This is a genomic window from Reyranella humidisoli (genome assembly GCF_019039055.1).
Classification (GTDB): Bacteria; Pseudomonadota; Alphaproteobacteria; order Reyranellales; family Reyranellaceae; genus Reyranella; species Reyranella humidisoli.
The window spans coordinates 1475990-1490780 of record NZ_JAHOPB010000001.1; the positions used below are offsets into that span (position 1 = coordinate 1475990).

Annotated in this window: 15 protein-coding genes and 1 tRNA gene; 10 read left to right on the plus strand and 6 right to left on the minus strand. The window is 66.7% G+C overall.

Features of this window, described 5'->3' with window-relative positions; all coding sequences use genetic code 11:
• A complete protein-coding gene (locus KQ910_RS07190) occupies window positions 1–471 on the minus strand; it encodes a prolyl-tRNA synthetase associated domain-containing protein (RefSeq protein ID WP_369408293.1) in 471 nt (156 codons plus the stop codon).
• A 43-nt stretch (window positions 472–514) separates the two neighbouring features.
• Here KQ910_RS07190 and rfbA point away from each other — a divergent pair, with 43 nt between their 5' ends.
• From rfbA to panC, 4 genes are all read left to right on the plus strand, one after another.
• Window positions 515–1381 carry a glucose-1-phosphate thymidylyltransferase RfbA gene (gene rfbA / locus KQ910_RS07195; protein ID WP_216957784.1) on the plus strand — a complete coding sequence of 289 codons (867 nt, stop codon included), beginning with the start codon at window positions 515–517 and terminating at the stop codon, window positions 1379–1381.
• Between the two features lie 82 nt (window positions 1382–1463).
• Window positions 1464–1538 (plus strand) — tRNA-Gly (locus KQ910_RS07200).
• Window positions 1539–1633: 95 nt separating this feature from the next.
• Window positions 1634–2440, plus strand: coding sequence for a sulfotransferase family 2 domain-containing protein (locus KQ910_RS07205; RefSeq protein WP_216957785.1), 807 nt, complete (start codon window positions 1634–1636; stop codon window positions 2438–2440).
• Between the two features lie 91 nt (window positions 2441–2531).
• Complete coding sequence (gene panC / locus KQ910_RS07210; protein ID WP_369408294.1) at window positions 2532–3407, plus strand: pantoate--beta-alanine ligase; 876 nt, start codon at window positions 2532–2534, stop codon at window positions 3405–3407.
• A gap of 16 nt (window positions 3408–3423) precedes the next feature.
• Here panC and KQ910_RS07215 read toward each other — a convergent pair whose 3' ends face one another.
• Window positions 3424–4308, minus strand: coding sequence for a TauD/TfdA dioxygenase family protein (locus KQ910_RS07215; protein ID WP_216957788.1), 885 nt, complete (start codon window positions 4306–4308; stop codon window positions 3424–3426).
• Window positions 4309–4362: 54 nt separating this feature from the next.
• Between KQ910_RS07215 and KQ910_RS07220 the strand changes: the two genes are divergently transcribed.
• Window positions 4363–5358 (plus strand): D-2-hydroxyacid dehydrogenase family protein, encoded by a 996-nt coding sequence (locus KQ910_RS07220; RefSeq protein WP_216957790.1) that lies wholly within the window; start codon window positions 4363–4365, stop codon window positions 5356–5358.
• Here the strand turns inward: KQ910_RS07220 and KQ910_RS07225 are convergent.
• Both KQ910_RS07225 and KQ910_RS07230 read right to left on the minus strand, forming a co-directional pair.
• Complete coding sequence (locus KQ910_RS07225) at window positions 5345–6283, minus strand: EamA family transporter (protein WP_216957792.1); 939 nt, start codon at window positions 6281–6283, stop codon at window positions 5345–5347. The two genes, KQ910_RS07220 and KQ910_RS07225, sit on opposite strands and share 14 nt — an antisense overlap.
• A gap of 22 nt (window positions 6284–6305) precedes the next feature.
• Window positions 6306–7556, minus strand: a complete 1251-nt coding sequence (locus tag KQ910_RS07230; protein WP_216957794.1) for a class I SAM-dependent methyltransferase — start codon at window positions 7554–7556, stop codon at window positions 6306–6308.
• 83 nt (window positions 7557–7639) lie between these two features.
• Between KQ910_RS07230 and KQ910_RS07235 the strand changes: the two genes are divergently transcribed.
• Together KQ910_RS07235 and rlmN are read left to right on the plus strand one after the other, a co-directional pair.
• Window positions 7640–8200 carry an RNA methyltransferase gene (locus KQ910_RS07235; protein WP_216957796.1) on the plus strand — a complete coding sequence of 187 codons (561 nt, stop codon included), beginning with the start codon at window positions 7640–7642 and terminating at the stop codon, window positions 8198–8200.
• 54 nt (window positions 8201–8254) lie between these two features.
• A complete protein-coding gene (gene rlmN, locus KQ910_RS07240; RefSeq protein ID WP_216957798.1) occupies window positions 8255–9403 on the plus strand; it encodes a dual-specificity RNA methyltransferase RlmN in 1149 nt (382 codons plus the stop codon).
• A gap of 298 nt (window positions 9404–9701) precedes the next feature.
• Here the strand turns inward: rlmN and KQ910_RS07245 are convergent, their stop codons facing one another.
• The gene (locus KQ910_RS07245) at window positions 9702–10136 is read right to left on the minus strand and encodes a GNAT family N-acetyltransferase (protein ID WP_216957800.1); all 435 of its coding nucleotides are present in this window, start codon (window positions 10134–10136) and stop codon (window positions 9702–9704) included.
• A gap of 84 nt (window positions 10137–10220) precedes the next feature.
• Complete coding sequence (locus KQ910_RS07250; protein ID WP_216957802.1) at window positions 10221–11249, minus strand: class I SAM-dependent methyltransferase; 1029 nt, start codon at window positions 11247–11249, stop codon at window positions 10221–10223.
• 110 nt (window positions 11250–11359) lie between these two features.
• Between KQ910_RS07250 and KQ910_RS07255 the strand changes: the two genes are divergently transcribed.
• Genes KQ910_RS07255 through KQ910_RS07265 form a run of 3 tightly spaced genes read left to right on the plus strand, consistent with a single transcriptional unit; the run spans window position 11360 to window position 14720 of the window.
• Window positions 11360–12616 (plus strand): argininosuccinate synthase, encoded by a 1257-nt coding sequence (locus KQ910_RS07255; RefSeq protein ID WP_216957804.1) that lies wholly within the window; start codon window positions 11360–11362, stop codon window positions 12614–12616.
• Window positions 12617–12648: 32 nt separating this feature from the next.
• Window positions 12649–13308 carry a rhomboid family intramembrane serine protease gene (locus tag KQ910_RS07260; RefSeq protein WP_216957806.1) on the plus strand — a complete coding sequence of 220 codons (660 nt, stop codon included), beginning with the start codon at window positions 12649–12651 and terminating at the stop codon, window positions 13306–13308.
• A gap of 17 nt (window positions 13309–13325) precedes the next feature.
• Window positions 13326–14720, plus strand: coding sequence for an ATP-binding protein (locus KQ910_RS07265; protein ID WP_229600351.1), 1395 nt, complete (start codon window positions 13326–13328; stop codon window positions 14718–14720).
• The last annotated feature ends 71 nt before the right edge of the window (window positions 14721–14791 follow it).

Here is a 14791-nt window from a genome sequence, read left to right on the forward strand (position 1 = left end):
TCAGACCGGGAAGTCGAGCCACTCCGGGGTGTGACCGGTCGCCGCGAAGAAGCGCAGCAGATCGGCGAGGCTCAACGCCGTCGTCATGGTGTTCACCAGCGGATGGGCGTTGATCGGCCCGCCCTCGGTCAGGCCGCGATCAAGCACCACGCGAACCTTGTGGTCGGCATCGTTGATCGCCGACAGTGGCGTCACGGAGCCCGGCTCGACGCCGAGATGGCGCTTCAGCCGCTCCGGGCTGCCGAACGAGAATCGCCCGGCTCCCAGCCGTTCTCCGAGGCGCTTGAGGTCGATGGCCCGATCCTCCAGTGCCACGATCAGCCACATCTCCTCCTTCTTGTTGCGCAAAAAGAGGTTCTTGATGTGATGGCCGGGCAGGTTGCCGCGCAGGGCCTTGGCTTCCTCGACCGTGAAGACGGGCGGGTGCTCGACGGTGCGGTGGGCGATGCCGAGCTCGTCGAGTCGGCTCAAGAGTTGTTGCGGGCTGAGCATGGGGGTGCGCTAGATGGCTGGAATGAAGGGTATCGTTCTCTCGGGCGGCAGCGGCACGCGGCTCTACCCCATGACGCGGGCAGCCAACAAGCAGCTCCTGCCTGTCTATAACAAGCCGATGGTCTACTACCCGCTGACCACGATGATGCTCGCGGGCTGCCGGGACATCCTGCTGATCGTCAATCCGGGCGACGTCGAAGCCTATCGCCGCCTGTTCGGCGACGGCAGCCAGTGGGGCATCAACGTCTCCTACGAGCCGCAGCTCAAGCCCGGCGGCATCGCCGAGGCCTTCATCATCGGTCGCAAATTCATCGGCAATTCGCGGGTCGGCCTGATCCTGGGCGACAACCTTTTTTACGGCGATTCGCTGCCCGAGGTGGCGGGACGCGGCGCCGAGGGCAAGGGCGCGTGGGTCTATGCCTACTGGGTGGCCGATCCTACCGCTTATGGCGTGGTGGAGTTCGATGCCGCGCAACGGCCGGTCAGCATCGTCGAGAAGCCCAAGCAGCCCAAGTCGAACTGGGCCGTGACCGGACTCTACTTCTACGATTCCGACGTCTGCGACGTCGCCACCCAGGTCCCGCGCTCGGCGCGCGGCGAACTCGAGATCAGCGACATCAACGCCCATTACCTGAAGGAAGGCCGGCTAACCGTCGAGCGGCTGGGTCGCGGCTATGCCTGGCTCGATACCGGCACGCCGTCGAGCCTGCTGCGGGCCGCCCAGTTCGTGGAGACGGTCGAGGAGCGCCAGGGCCTGCAGATCGGCAGCCCCGAGGAAATCGCCTGGCGCAAGGGCTACATCGACGACGGCGCCTTCGAGAAGCTGATCCAGCCGATCCGCGAGAGCGAATACGGCAAGTATCTGCAGCGTCTCCTGGCGCGCGGATGAGGGTCGCGACAGCCCCTTGCCAAGGCGCCGGAAAAGCCCTATCAGAGCCGCCTTCCGGCGACCTACCCAGCCGGATCGGAGCGCGGGCGTAGCTCAGGGGTAGAGCACGACCTTGCCAAGGTCGGGGTCGAGGGTTCGAATCCCTTCGCCCGCTCCAATTTCTACCAGTCCTTTCGGCGGCTCGAACTGCTTCGGCATCCGCGCCGACTGGACTAGGTTGCCGGCGAGCCCTCGGATCCTAGAGAGCGCCGGATGAAGGTTAAATTCCTGCATATTCCCAAGACGGCGGGAACGAGCGTCCGTCGCTTCCTGAGCCGGTTCTTTCTGTCCCGCCATGTCTGTCCGGCGGTCAACAACGAGCAGTTCAGGGCATTGCCGCCGGAGCGCCTGCGTTCGTACCGCCTGTTCGCGGGACACATCGACTGGACCAGCCTCGACCGGATCGAGGGCGAGTGCTTCACCTTCAGCATCCTGCGGCAGCCGCGGGAAAGACTGGTCTCCTTCTACTTCTTCCTGCGCGCGGAAGCCTCGAAGCTCGATCCCGTCGCTTTGGCGACGCCGGAGAGGCGTGGGCTGCATGCCGCGATCATGTTGTCGCCAGACGCATTCTTCTGCGACGGCGGTTCCCCCGAGCTGCGCCGGCATCTCGATTCCGTCCTCGACAATTTCTACAGCTACTACTTCGCCGAGGGATCCTACGACGCGCGGCGGCGCTTGAAGGCGGGGCTGACGATTTCCGAAGCCGAACTCCTGGCCAGGGCAGGGCACAATCTGGACAGGCTGGACGGTCTCTATTCGATCGACGAGCTGGTCTTGCTGGAGAAGGACATCGTCGAAGTGTGCGGCCGGCGCGGGATCGGATGGCGGGGCACGCTGCACGCGCGGTTCTCGCCGCTTCGCGACCTCAAGCTGAACACCAACGCCGGGAGCTACGCGTCGCGCCTCGACGAGCTGAAATCGCTCGGCGCAACGAATCGCACTTTCGATCGGATAGAGGAGATGACGCGTCTCGACGACGTCATCTGGAAGCGAGCGACGGCGCGGCTTCGGCAAGGCTGACCGGCTGCTGCGTCGCGCCCCCTTTACGTTGATCGGCCTCAGATTCCCGCTAGTTTGAACGGGATAGGGGCGTCGAAGTGCGGTGTATCAAGTGAAGACTTCAAGCGATCCGATCGAAAGCACGGGCCTCCTCGTCGTCCGCACGGTGGCAGACCTGCGCCGCGCCGTCGCCGGCTTCCGCAAGGCGGGCCGCACGATCGGTCTCGTGCCGACGATGGGCGCGTTGCACGAGGGCCATGTGAGCCTCGTGAAGGGCGCGCTCGAGCGCGGCGACGTGCCGGTGACCAGCATCTTCGTCAATCCGACGCAGTTCGGACCGAAGGAGGATTTCTCCGCCTATCCGCGCGACGAGGAAGGCGACTTCACGAAGCTGCGCGAAGCGGGCTGCCGCATCGTCTTCGCCCCGACCAAGGACGAGATGTATCCGGGCGAACAGCTCACGACGGTGACGGTCGCCGGCATCACCGACGGTCTGTGCGGTCCGCTGCGGCCCGGCCACTTCCAGGGCGTTGCCACGGTGGTGAGCAAGCTGCTGCTGATGGCGCTGCCGGACCGCGCCTATTTCGGCGAGAAGGATTACCAGCAACTCCAGGTCATCAAGCGCATGGTGCGCGACCTCGCGATGCCGTTCGAGATCGTGGGCATGCCAACGGTGCGCGAGCAGGACGGGCTCGCGATGTCGTCACGCAATCGCTACCTCAGCACCGAGGAGCGGACGAAGGCGCTGGTCATGTACAGGCAGCTCGTGAAGGTCGCCGACACGGTGCGCGACGGCACGAAGTCCTGCTCTGAGGCGACGGCGGTGGCGTCGCAGGCGCTGCGCGACGGCGGCTTCGACATCGTCGAGTATTTCACCGTCGTCGATGCCGACAGCCTGAAGCCGCTGGAGCATGTCACGGGCCCGGCGCGCGTGATCGCCGCCGCGCGCCTCGGCCGCACGCGCCTTATCGACAATCTGGCGGTCTGACGCAGGCTTCGGTCGCTCAGGCGGCCTGTTCGAGCGTCGAGGCGACGTCGCGCGTGGTGACGCGGCGCAGGTCGCGTACCTTGGTCGTGTCGAACGGCCGCGCGCGATGCATGGTGCAGCGATTGTCCCAGATCACCAGATCGCCCTTCGCCCAGCGATGGGCATGGACGAAGCGCGGCTGCGTCGCGTGCTCGATCAGGTCGAGGATGATCAGGCGTCCGTCGGCCACCGGCATGCCCAGGATGTGCGAGGCGTGCGCGGCGAGATAGAGCGTCTTGCGGTGCGAGCCTGGATGGGTGCGCACGAGCCGCTGAGGTACCGGCGGCAGCGAGGCGCGTTCCTCGTCGGTGTACTGCACGACGCCGAGCTGTTCGCGCGAGCGCCAGATCGAATGTTCGGCGACCAGCCCCTCCAGTTCGTTCTTCTTCGCCTCGGGCAACGCGTCGTAGGCCGCGCGCAGGTCGGCGAACTCGGTGTCGCCGCCTTCCTCGGGAATGACGTGGGCGTAGAGCATGGAGAGGGCGCCGGGCACGGCGCGGAAAGAGGCGTCGGTATGCCAGAGCCGGTTGGCCAGGCCGTCGAGACGCCGCCGCGCATCGGGCTTCAGCACGTTGCCGTCGCCGTCGAGGTTGGAGATGTCGGCGACGTCGCTCGATTCGATCCGGTGCTTGATGTCGCGATGCCGGAGTTTCAGGGCCGAGGAAGCGATCGGGCCGAAGTTGCGGGCAAAGGCCACCTGCTTCTCGTCGTCGAGTGTCTGGCCGCGAAAGACCACGACGGCATAGCGGTCGATCGCGTCCTCGATGGCCTGCCGGTCGGCAGGATTCAGCGGTCGTGACACGTCGACGCCGGCAATCTCGGCGGCGAAATCAGGATGAGCTGGCGTAACGGTGATGCTCACGACCGCCTCCCGCGGCTATAATGCCTTTGAAAACATTCTCTCCCAGGAAACGCCATGCCGCAAACGATGAAGCTCGCCCTGCTCGACGATTACCAGAAGGTCGCCATGCGCATGGCCGACTGGGACCGCCTCAGGAAGCGCGGCGTCGAGATCACGGTCTTCCACGAGCCCTTCGCGTCGGCCGAGGATGCGGCGCGGAAGCTGGCGCCCTTCGATATGCTGGGCCTGCTGCGCGAGCGGACGGCGTTCCCGCGCGCCCTGATCGAGAAGCTGCCGAACCTCAAGTTCATGGTGCTGACCGGCGCGCGCGCCGCCAGCCTCGACGACAAGGCCGCGGCCGAGCGCGGCATTCCGGTCTCCACGACGCCCGGCGGCGGCTCGAACGCGCCGACCGCGGAGCTTGGCTGGGCGCTGCTGATGATGTGCGCCCGCGATCTCGCCAAGGCCGAGCGGCTGGCGCGGCAGGGCAAGTGGCACGACGGCATCGAGCAGATGGTGGTGCTCGAGGGCAAGCGCCTGGGCATTCTCGGCCTCGGCAAGCTGGGCAGCCGCGCCGCGCGCTACGGCAAGGCCTTCGGCATGGATGTCGTGGCGTGGAGCCAGAACCTCACGCCAGAGAAGGCGGCGGAGGGCGGCGCTACATACGTCAGCAAGGACGAGCTGCTCGCCACCTCGGACTTCGTGTCCATCCATCTGGCTCTGTCGGACCGCACGCGTGGCCTGATCGGCGCGGCGGACCTCGCGAAGATGAAGAAGACCGCGATCCTGGTGAACACCTCGCGCGGTCCGATCGTCGATGAGGCGGCTCTGATTGCGGCGCTCAAGAACCGCACGATCCTGCACGCCGGCCTCGACGTCTACGACAAGGAGCCGATGTCGGCCGACCATCCCTTCACCAAGCTCGACAACGTTACGCTCATTCCCCACCTGGGCTACGTCGTGGAGGAGAGCTACCGGCACTTCTACGAAGGCACGATCAAGGACATCGAGGCCTGGCTCGACGGCGCACCGATCAACGTCCTCAACCCGGACGCGCTCAAGAAGGCGTAGGCGTCTTCACGCGAACGACGATCAGCCAGATCGCGCCGGCGAGGATCACGCCGGCGGCCAGCCACTCCGCTGTGGTCAGCCTTGCGGGTGTCAGCCAGCCGGCGTGCGCGAGGATGGCTTCGAGCGCGATGGCGAAGAACGGCATTGCGGTGAGGGCGATCAGGTAGGTCTGCACGCCCGAATGGTTGATGGTCCAGAAGCCGAGCCAGGTGCCCGGCGCGCGGAACAGCAGGCCGGCCAGGATGGCATAGAGCCAGAGCTCGATACGGCCGAATGCGTCGCCGCCGCCGGCCCAGGGCGACGCCATCGCCCCCGCGAGGCCGGCCACCGTCCAGACCACGATCAGCGCCAGCGACGCGGCGACCAGGATCTCGCCGGTGAAACGGCTGCGCGCCGCCGCATCGTTCGCCCGGTTGCGCGGGTGATAGGCGATCATCCACGACGCCGCGACCGCCACGGCCTCCGAGGCGAGCAGCCAGGCGACGCCGCGCCACGCCGTCTCCGAACCCAGGCCAGCGACGAACGCCACGATGCCGAGAGCCAGTAGGGCAAGCCCCGGCCAGTCACGCCGGGCAGGCGACTGGCGCGACAAGGCCCATCCACTCCCTGCGCCGATCAGCACGCTCACGGTCGAGATGAGGGTGCTTTGCGTGACGGCGAGCCACACGATGGCGGCGGCGGTGCAGCCGTTGATGATGACGCGCATGAAGGCGTAGCAGACCGTCCAGGGCAGCAGCAGGTCGGCCCAGCTTCCCGGCGTGCGCCGGCCGACCCATAGCAGGACCAGGCCGGCGCTCAGGAGCTGCACCAGCGTGTAGGCCCAGGCGTCGAGCTGCGCTCCGCTCACGACGTGGCGGGTCAGCAGCAGATAGATCGACCAGAGGAGGGAGTTGCCGAGCGCGATGGCCAGGACGTGACCGCTCATTGCGGATCTCGGAGGCTTTGTCTCAGGTGCGGAAGCGCAGCAGCAGGTGATTGACGCCGTTCAGCTTGACGTAGAGGTCTTCGAACTGCGCGTAGAAATCCTCCCACTGCGGCAGGCCGCCCTGGCTGCCGAGCGAGGTGTAGATCTCGGCGACCGTCCGGCGGCCGTCGATCTGCGAGATGATGCGCGGCGCGAGTGCCGGAAGCTGGGCGCGCCACGGAAAGCCGTCGAGATTGGCGACCAGCGGCGCGCCGGGCTGCAGGCCGGCGGCGAACTTCTGCGCATCCATCTCGCGCAATACCGGAATGGCGGAGGTGTCCTCGGGCCGCGCCACCGTGTCGAAGCCGGCGCGCGTGGCATAGAAGACGTGGGTGCGCAGATTGCCGGCGAGACGTTCGGCGAAGGCCGCGCGCTCCAGCAGCGGCAGCGAGCTCATCTGGCGCGAGATCACCGGATCGCTCATGTAGGTCGAGGGCTCGTAGCGCACGGGCTCGAGAAAGGCCACGACGCGCAGGCCGGAGGACGCGGCCATCTTGCCGATCTGCGGTACCGTGAAGGCACGGTCGCAACTGTGCAGCAGCAGGTCGTAGAGGCCCGCATCGCCGCCCGTCACGTGATCGTTGAGATAGGGGTTGCGGCGGAACAGGTTGGTCGTCGGCAGGAAGCGGATCAGGCGCTTGGCCATCGCCAGCCGGTCCTCGATCGCCATCGACAACGGCGCCAGCGTCTGCAGCATCTCCTGCAAGGGATAGACCCCGCTGCGGCCGTATTCGCCGTAGAGCATGATGCCCATGCCGCCCTCGTTGTGCAGCACGCTGGCCAGCGCCTGCATGCCGGCCGCCGGATCGGTCAGGTGGTGCAGCACGCCGGTGCAGTCGATGTAGTCGAACTGGCCGATGTTCATCGTCGGCAGGTCGAGCAGCGAGCCGGTCAGGAACTGGATGTTGCGCAGGCCGCGCGCCTTGGCCCGGGCCTCGCAGATCTGGCGGGAGGCCGTCGAGAGGTCGAGATAGACGACCTCGCCGGGGCAGCGCCGGTCGACGAGCTGCTGCGCCAGCATGATGCAGGCGTCGCCCGTGCCGCCGCCGGCGACCAGGGCGCGGAAAGGGCGGATGAAATTCAGCCGGCCGGAAAACAGGTAGTGGTTGATCTCGAGGATGTGGCTCGGCGTGCCCGTGATCAGGCGGATCGCCTCGTCGCGCGGGTCGCGCGCCGGGTACGGCAAAGCCTCGTACTGGGCGCGAACGCTGTCCAACGGCGAGGGAACGGTCATCAGGGCCTTGTTTGGCGGCGGGCGGGGCGCTACCGGGGGGATGGCAACACCTGCTGAGCATTACTGCAACAAATCGAAGGGCCATGAAAGGCTATTTCGGCATCGGTATCGAGGGTCCGAGCAAGTCGATGAACGTCGGCACTTTGTTCCGGACCGCCCATGCGTTCGGCGCCTCGTTCGTCTTCACGCTACGCGCCCAATACGACGTTCGTGCCGGCGCGCTGGCCGATACCTCGGACGCGCCGGGGTCGGTGCCGACCTACCGGTTCGCCGATCTGGATTCGTTTCGCCTGCCGCTGGGCTGCCGGCTGGTCGGCATCGAGATCACCGACGATGCGATCGAGCTGCCGACGTTTCGGCATCCGCGCCAGGCGGCCTACGTCCTGGGTTCCGAGCGGGAAGGCCTGTCCCCGGGGGTTCAGGCGGTATGCGACTACGTCGTGAAGATCCCGACCCGGTTCTCGGTCAATCTCGGCACCGCCGGCGCCCTGGTCATGTACGACCGGCTGATCAGCCTCGGCCGCCATGCGCCGCGGCCGGTCGGCGAGGGCGCGCCGACGGAGGAACTCGACCAGCCGGTCTTCGGCGAGCCGATGTACAAGCGCAAGCAGCGGCTGCGGCAAAAAGCGCAATCAAAACAATAGATTGGCCGGGCGCAGTTGCGCAGAGGCAGTGCGGCGACTATCTCACGCGCTTCAATGACCGTTTTGCCCACCGAACCGCTACAGATTCTGGAGCCCGGCGCCGCCGCGCACGGCCGCAACGACCTGCGCCGGAACCTGATCGGCCTGTCGCGCGACGGTCTGAAGACGGCGCTCGCGGAGGCCGGTCTGGAGCCGTTTCGAGCCGCCCAGATCTGGCAGTGGATCTACTGGCATGGAGTCACGGACTTCGGTCGCATGACCAACATCGCCAAGAAGGCGCGTGACCGTCTCGCCGACCAGTTCGTGATCGAGCGGCCCGCGATCGTGACGGAGCAGCGTTCGGTCGACGGCACCCGCAAGTGGCTGCTGCGCTTCCCCGACGGCAACGAGGCCGAGACGGTCAACATCCCGGAGACCGATCGCGGCTCGGTCTGCGTTTCCAGCCAGGTCGGCTGCACGCTCACCTGCACCTTCTGCCACACCGGCACCCAGCCGCTGGTGCGCAACCTGACGCCCGACGAGATCGTGGGCCAGTTCATGGTGGCGCGCGACAGCTACGGCGAGTGGCCCACGCCGACCGCCGATGCCCAGCGCATGCTGTCCAACATCGTCATGATGGGCATGGGCGAGCCGCTCTACAATTTCGACAATGTCGTCACGGCGCTGAAGATCGTGATGGACGACCAGGGCATTGCACTCAGCCGCCGCCGCATCACGCTCTCGACCTCCGGCGTCGTGCCGATGATCCCGAAGGTGGGCGAGGCGCTCGACGTCAACCTCGCGGTGTCGCTGCATGCCGTCAGCGACGAGGTGCGCGACACGCTGGTGCCGATCAACAGGAAGTGGCCGATCGCCGAGCTGCTGAAGGCCTGCGCCGACTATCCCGGCGCGCGCAACAGCCGGCGCATCACCTTCGAATACGCGATGCTGAAAGGCGTCAACGACAGCGACGCCGATGCGCGAGAACTGGTCCGCATCCTGAAGCCGATCCACGCCAAGGTGAACCTTATCCCGTTCAACCCCTGGCCGGGTGCGCCCTACGAGTGCAGCTCGAACAACCGCATCCATCGCTTCGCCGAGATCGTGAACGATGGCGGCCTCAGCGCCCCGGTGCGCACGCCGCGCGGCCGCGACATTTCCGCCGCCTGCGGTCAGCTCAAGAGCGCAAGCCTGCGTCAACGCGGCGAGAAGGTGGCTCTGTAGCCAGCACTACCTCATCCTGAGGAGCGCGCGCAGCGCGCGTCTCGAAGGATGGGCGAGGGACGTGGTGCGCGTGCCCATGCTTCGAAACGGCTGCTCCGCAGCCTCCTGAGCAGGAGGTTGGGTGTGGTTCTGCTGCGTGAACGCAGCGACCTTCGACAGGAAGGCGAGTTCCGTCGAAACGGGCTGAAGCCTGGCCGCGCGGAACCACTCTTCGAGGCTGCCTTCGGTGTATTCCGCGGAATACGCCCCGAATCATCCGCTTCGTCTATCCGCCAGGCCTGCGACCTGCAACGGCCTGCTAGAACTTCTTCATGAACCACAGCCGCGAATGGCCCGGTGGATAGTCATCGATACGGCCAAACTCGGTGTATCCGTGCCTGCGATAGAAGTCGGGAGCCTGAAAGCCTGTTGTGTCGAGACGAATCCCGACACAGCCGCGTGCCCGGGCAATCTCTTCAGCTGCGACAAGCAAGCGTGAGCCGATTCCTTGGCCACGGTAAGGTTCGGCGACAGCCAGCGCATCGATCGAGCACCAGGACCAATAGGTTTGCCCCCGCACGCCGCCGTGAACTTTGCCTGCAGCGTCGCGCGCGAACAGCCACAGCGGCACATGCTTCACGGGGCCGACGAGCCCGGCATTGTAGTCATTGAGGATCGTGTTCAACGTCGCGAAGGGGTCTTCGGCGGCTTGCGTGACCTCTTCGAACGAGAGTGGCGGAAGGGTGATGGACATCGAGATTAGCTCGGCCTCTGGGATCGGTTGCTGCCGCGGGTGCGAACAGCGCCCCATATGATCGGGCGCTTGTATTCCCGCGTCCTAGCGTTTGAACGATGTGACCTTCGACAGGAAGGCATTCTCGGTCGAGACCGGCCGCAGCCCCGCGGCCGCAGCGCCTTCTTCCAGGCTGCTGCCTACATACTCCGCGTAATAGGGTTCGTGGAAGTAATGGGGGAAGAGGTCGAGCAGCCCGTCCCAGTCGGGGCGGTCGCCCTTCTGCAGCGAGTCGACGATCACGACCAGGCCGCCCGGCTTCACGGCGCGCGCCATCTCGGCGATGACCTTGGCGCGGATCTCCTTCGGCAGCTCGTGCAGCAGGAACGAGGAGACGACAAGATCGAGGCTCGCCTCGCCGAAGGGCAGCGATTCGGCGGCGGCTTCTTCGAGTTTCACACGCGCCGTACGGCCGATCAGGCGGCGCGCCTCCTCGAGATAGGGTTTGCTGAGATCGATGCCGGTGAGTCTCATGCCCGGCCACGCTCCATTGAGCGCCGCGAGCAGGCGGCCGGTGCCGCAGCCGACGTCGAGGCCGCGGACGTCGCGCTGGTTGCGGCCGGCGAGCCAGGTCGCGACCGGCGCCAGCGCACGGCGGCGCATGACGTCGGCGGCGCCGGTGAACAGGACCTCGACCTGCGTGTCGTACAGGGCGGCCGAATGGTCGGAGAGCCAGCCGTCGCTCTGGAAATGGAAGTTCTGCCGGTAGTAGTCGGGCAGGCCGTCCGCCTGGGTGCCGGGCGGCAATTCTTCGTCGAGCGTGCCGTGCCGGCGCGCGTCGACCTGCGGCAAATCGCGGAAATAGAGCAGGCTGCGACGCAGGAATTCGGCCGGTTCCGGGCCGAGAAGGCGTGGCGCCGGATAGAGGCCCGCTGCGACATCCCGCCATTCGCGCTGGAACAGGGCCCGCATGTCTGCGGTCAGTTCCGCCCGGCTGGGCGTCGGCCCGATGGCGAAGTCGGGCTTGGGCATGGGTTTCAGCAGCCGCCGGCCGGCCGCGTAGTGGCCGGCATACCAGGCGACCCGGGCAGTCTGCTGCGCAGCGTAGGAAAGGCGGTCGAGGGGGGAAACCATGGGAGCGTATTCCTCACCCCGATTATAGCCTCTTTGCGGCGCGCTTGCCCCGGTGGGGTCGACCGCTATATTCCGCGCGCCTTTACCGAATCGACATGAAAGCGGCCAGCATGAGCGTTTCTTATACCGGGCCCTACAAGAAGGGCGAGATCAAGAAGGTCGTCCTGGCCTATTCCGGCGGCCTCGACACCTCGGTCATCCTGAAGTGGCTGCAGACGGCCTATGGCTGCGAGGTGGTGACCTTCACTGCCGATCTCGGCCAGGGCGAGGAACTGTCGCCGGCCCGCAAGAAAGCGGAGCTGCTGGGCATCAAGCCCGAGAACATCTTCATCGAGGATGTCCGCGAGGAATTCGTGAAGGACTTCGTCTTCCCGATGTTCCGCGCCAACGCCCTCTACGAGGGCCAGTACCTTCTCGGAACCTCGATCGCCCGGCCGCTGATCTCCAAGCATCAGATCGACCTCGCGCTGAAGACCGGCGCCGACGCGGTCTGCCACGGCGCCACCGGCAAGGGCAACGACCAGGTCCGCTTCGAGCTGTCCTATTATGCGCTGAAGCCCGACATCAAGGTGATCGCGCCGTGGCGCGAATGGGAGCTGACCTCGCGCACCAAGCTGCTCGAGTTCGCCGAGAAGCACCAGATTCCGATCGCCAAGGACAAGCGGGGCGAGGCGCCGTTCTCGGTCGACGCCAACCTCCTGCACTCCTCCAGCGAGGGCAAGATTCTCGAGGATCCGTGGGAAGAGGCCGACGAGATGGTCTACCAGCGCACCATCTCGCCCGAGGCCGCGCCCGACAAGGCGACCTATATCGAGATCGAGTTCGAGAAGGGCGACGCCGTCGCCATCGACGGCGTAAAGATGTCGCCCGCGACGCTGCTCACAAAGTTGAACGAACTGGGCAAGGCCAACGGCATCGGTCGCCTCGACCTGGTCGAGAACCGCTTCGTCGGCATGAAGAGCCGCGGCATCTACGAGACGCCGGGCGGCACGATCCTGTACGCCGCCCATCGTGGCATCGAATCGATCACGCTCGACCGCGGCGCCGGCCATCTCAAGGACGAGGTGATGCCGAAGTACGCCGAGCTGATCTACTATGGCTTCTGGTATTCGCCGGAGCGCGAGATGCTGCAGGCGCTGATCGACAAGAGCCAGGAGAACGTCACCGGCACGGTGCGTCTCAAGCTCTACAAGGGCAACACCACCGTGGTCGGCCGCAAGTCGCCGGTGTCGCTCTACTCGATGCAGCACGTCACCTTCGAGGACGACCAGGGCACCTATAACCAGCGCGACGCCGAGGGCTTCATCAAGCTCAACGCGCTCCGGCTGCGGCTGCGTGCCCTGGGCCAGGGCGGTCCCAAGAGCTGACCTGACCTCACCTGACCCGACGGGACCGGCGCATGCCATTTGACGACGACGAGCGCCGCCTCCCCGGAGGGCGCGGAACGGGCGAGCGGGCCATCAACCTGCCGCCCGCCGTGCTGTGGCTGATCGGCATCAACGTCGCCGTCCATCTGCTGCGCCAGCTTCTCGGCGAACAGGCGGATCAGGAAATCATCCTGCAGTTCGGCCTGGTGCCTGCCGCCTATACGACCGACAGCGGTCGCGATCTCTTCTCCCTGATCGCGGCGCCGATCACCTACCAGTTCCTGCATGGCGGCTGGATGCATCTCGGCGTCAACATGCTGACCCTGGCGGCCTTCGGCGCGCCGGTCGAGCGGCTGCTGGGCGTGCGCCGCTTCGTGCTCTTCTATCTGGTGTGCGGCGTCGTCTCCGGCTTCGTCCACATCCTGGTCTATCCCGATTCGATCGACCCGGTGGTCGGCGCCTCCGGCTCGATCAGCGGTGTCTTCGGCGCCGTGCTGATGTTGATGCGCTATGTCGGCAGCCTCACGTCGCTGCTGCCGGTCGCCGGCATCTGGATCGGCCTCAACGTGTTCTTCGGCATCTTCGGCGGCACGCCCGGTGCGGGTGGCGAATCGGTCGCGTGGGTCGCGCACATCGCGGGCTTCCTGTTCGGGCTCGCGAGCATACGCTTCTTCGCACCGAGGATGAGTTAAGCCGCTATAGTCGGCGCATGGCCGACAACGGGATCCCGCTTCGCCGCACTCTGGCCGCCAACGCCGTTGCACTGGCGCCGTCGTGGGGTGCGCTGGCGATCCTCTACGGCCTTGGAGAATTGCCGGGCCGCAGCGCGCTGATTGCCATGGCGGGGATCGCCCTGGTCACGTTCTTCCTGATCCAGCGCTATCTGAATTCCCTGGCAAGCTTCGCCCGCTTCGTGGGGGAACTGTCCGACGAGCGGGAGCCGGTGATGCCGCGCCTTTCCTTCGCGCCCGCCACGGAGGAACTCGCGACGGCGGCGGCCACCCTCTCGACCGGCTGGCGCCGCCAGCGCGCTTCGATCGACAACCTCGCGGCCTCGGCGCAGGCGATCGTCGACGGGCTTCCCGATCCGCTTGTGTCCGTCGACCGCCAGCGCCGCATCGTGCGCACCAATCTCGCCGCCGCCCTGCTGCTGGGCAGCTCCGGCGGCGCCGAGCGCGACGTCTCCACGGTGTTGCGCCAGCCGCAGCTCCTGGCGGCCATCGATGCGCTGCTCGAGACCGGCCCCGACGGCAACTTCGCGAAGCCCGACCAGTCCGTGGTCGAACTGGTGCTGGCCGGGCCGCCGGAACTCGACATGGTCGCCCATCTGCGCCGCCTTCCGCGGGCGGCGGCTGACGGCTCGCTGGCGCTGATCGTGCTGCATGACACCACGGCGCTGCGCCGCGCCGAACGGATGCGGGCCGATTTCGTCGCCAATGCCAGCCATGAGCTGAAGACGCCGATCGCCGGTCTGGCGGGATTCATCGAGACGTTGCGCGGTCCGGCGCGAGAGGATGTAGCGGCGCGCGAGCGCTTCCTCGGAATCATGGCCGAGCAGGCCGACCGCATGCGGCGCCTGGTCGACGATCTCCTGATGCTGTCGCGCATCGAGCAGCACGAGCATGCGCGGCCGGCCGCCGCCGTCGACCTCGCGCCGGTGCTTCGATCCGTCCTCGACCTGCTGCAGCTCAAGGCGTCGTCGCGCGGCGTGACGATCGCCCTCGATATCGCGCCGGATCTGCCGCGCGCCGTCGGCGATTCCGACGAACTCACCATCGTGTTCCAGAACCTGATCGACAATGCGGTCAAGTATGCGCGGCCGGCTACGGAGGTGCGCGTGATCGCGGCACCGTCCGGCCCCGATCGCGTGGGAATCGCCGTCAGCGACAAGGGCGACGGAATTCCGGCCTCGCACCTGCCGCGCCTCACCGAGCGCTTCTACCGCGTCGATGCCGCCCGTTCCCGCCAGCTCGGTGGAACCGGGCTGGGCCTCGCCATCGTCAAGCACGTGGTGAACCGTCACCGCGGCCGGCTCGACATCCAGAGCGCGCCCGGCGAGGGCTCGACGTTCACGGTGACGCTGCCGGCCGCGGGGAAACAGTGATGCAGCCGGTGCGCAACATTGCGAAAGCCGCGTGTAAGTTTCAACCGGCATAGTCGCTTCGAATAACGCGT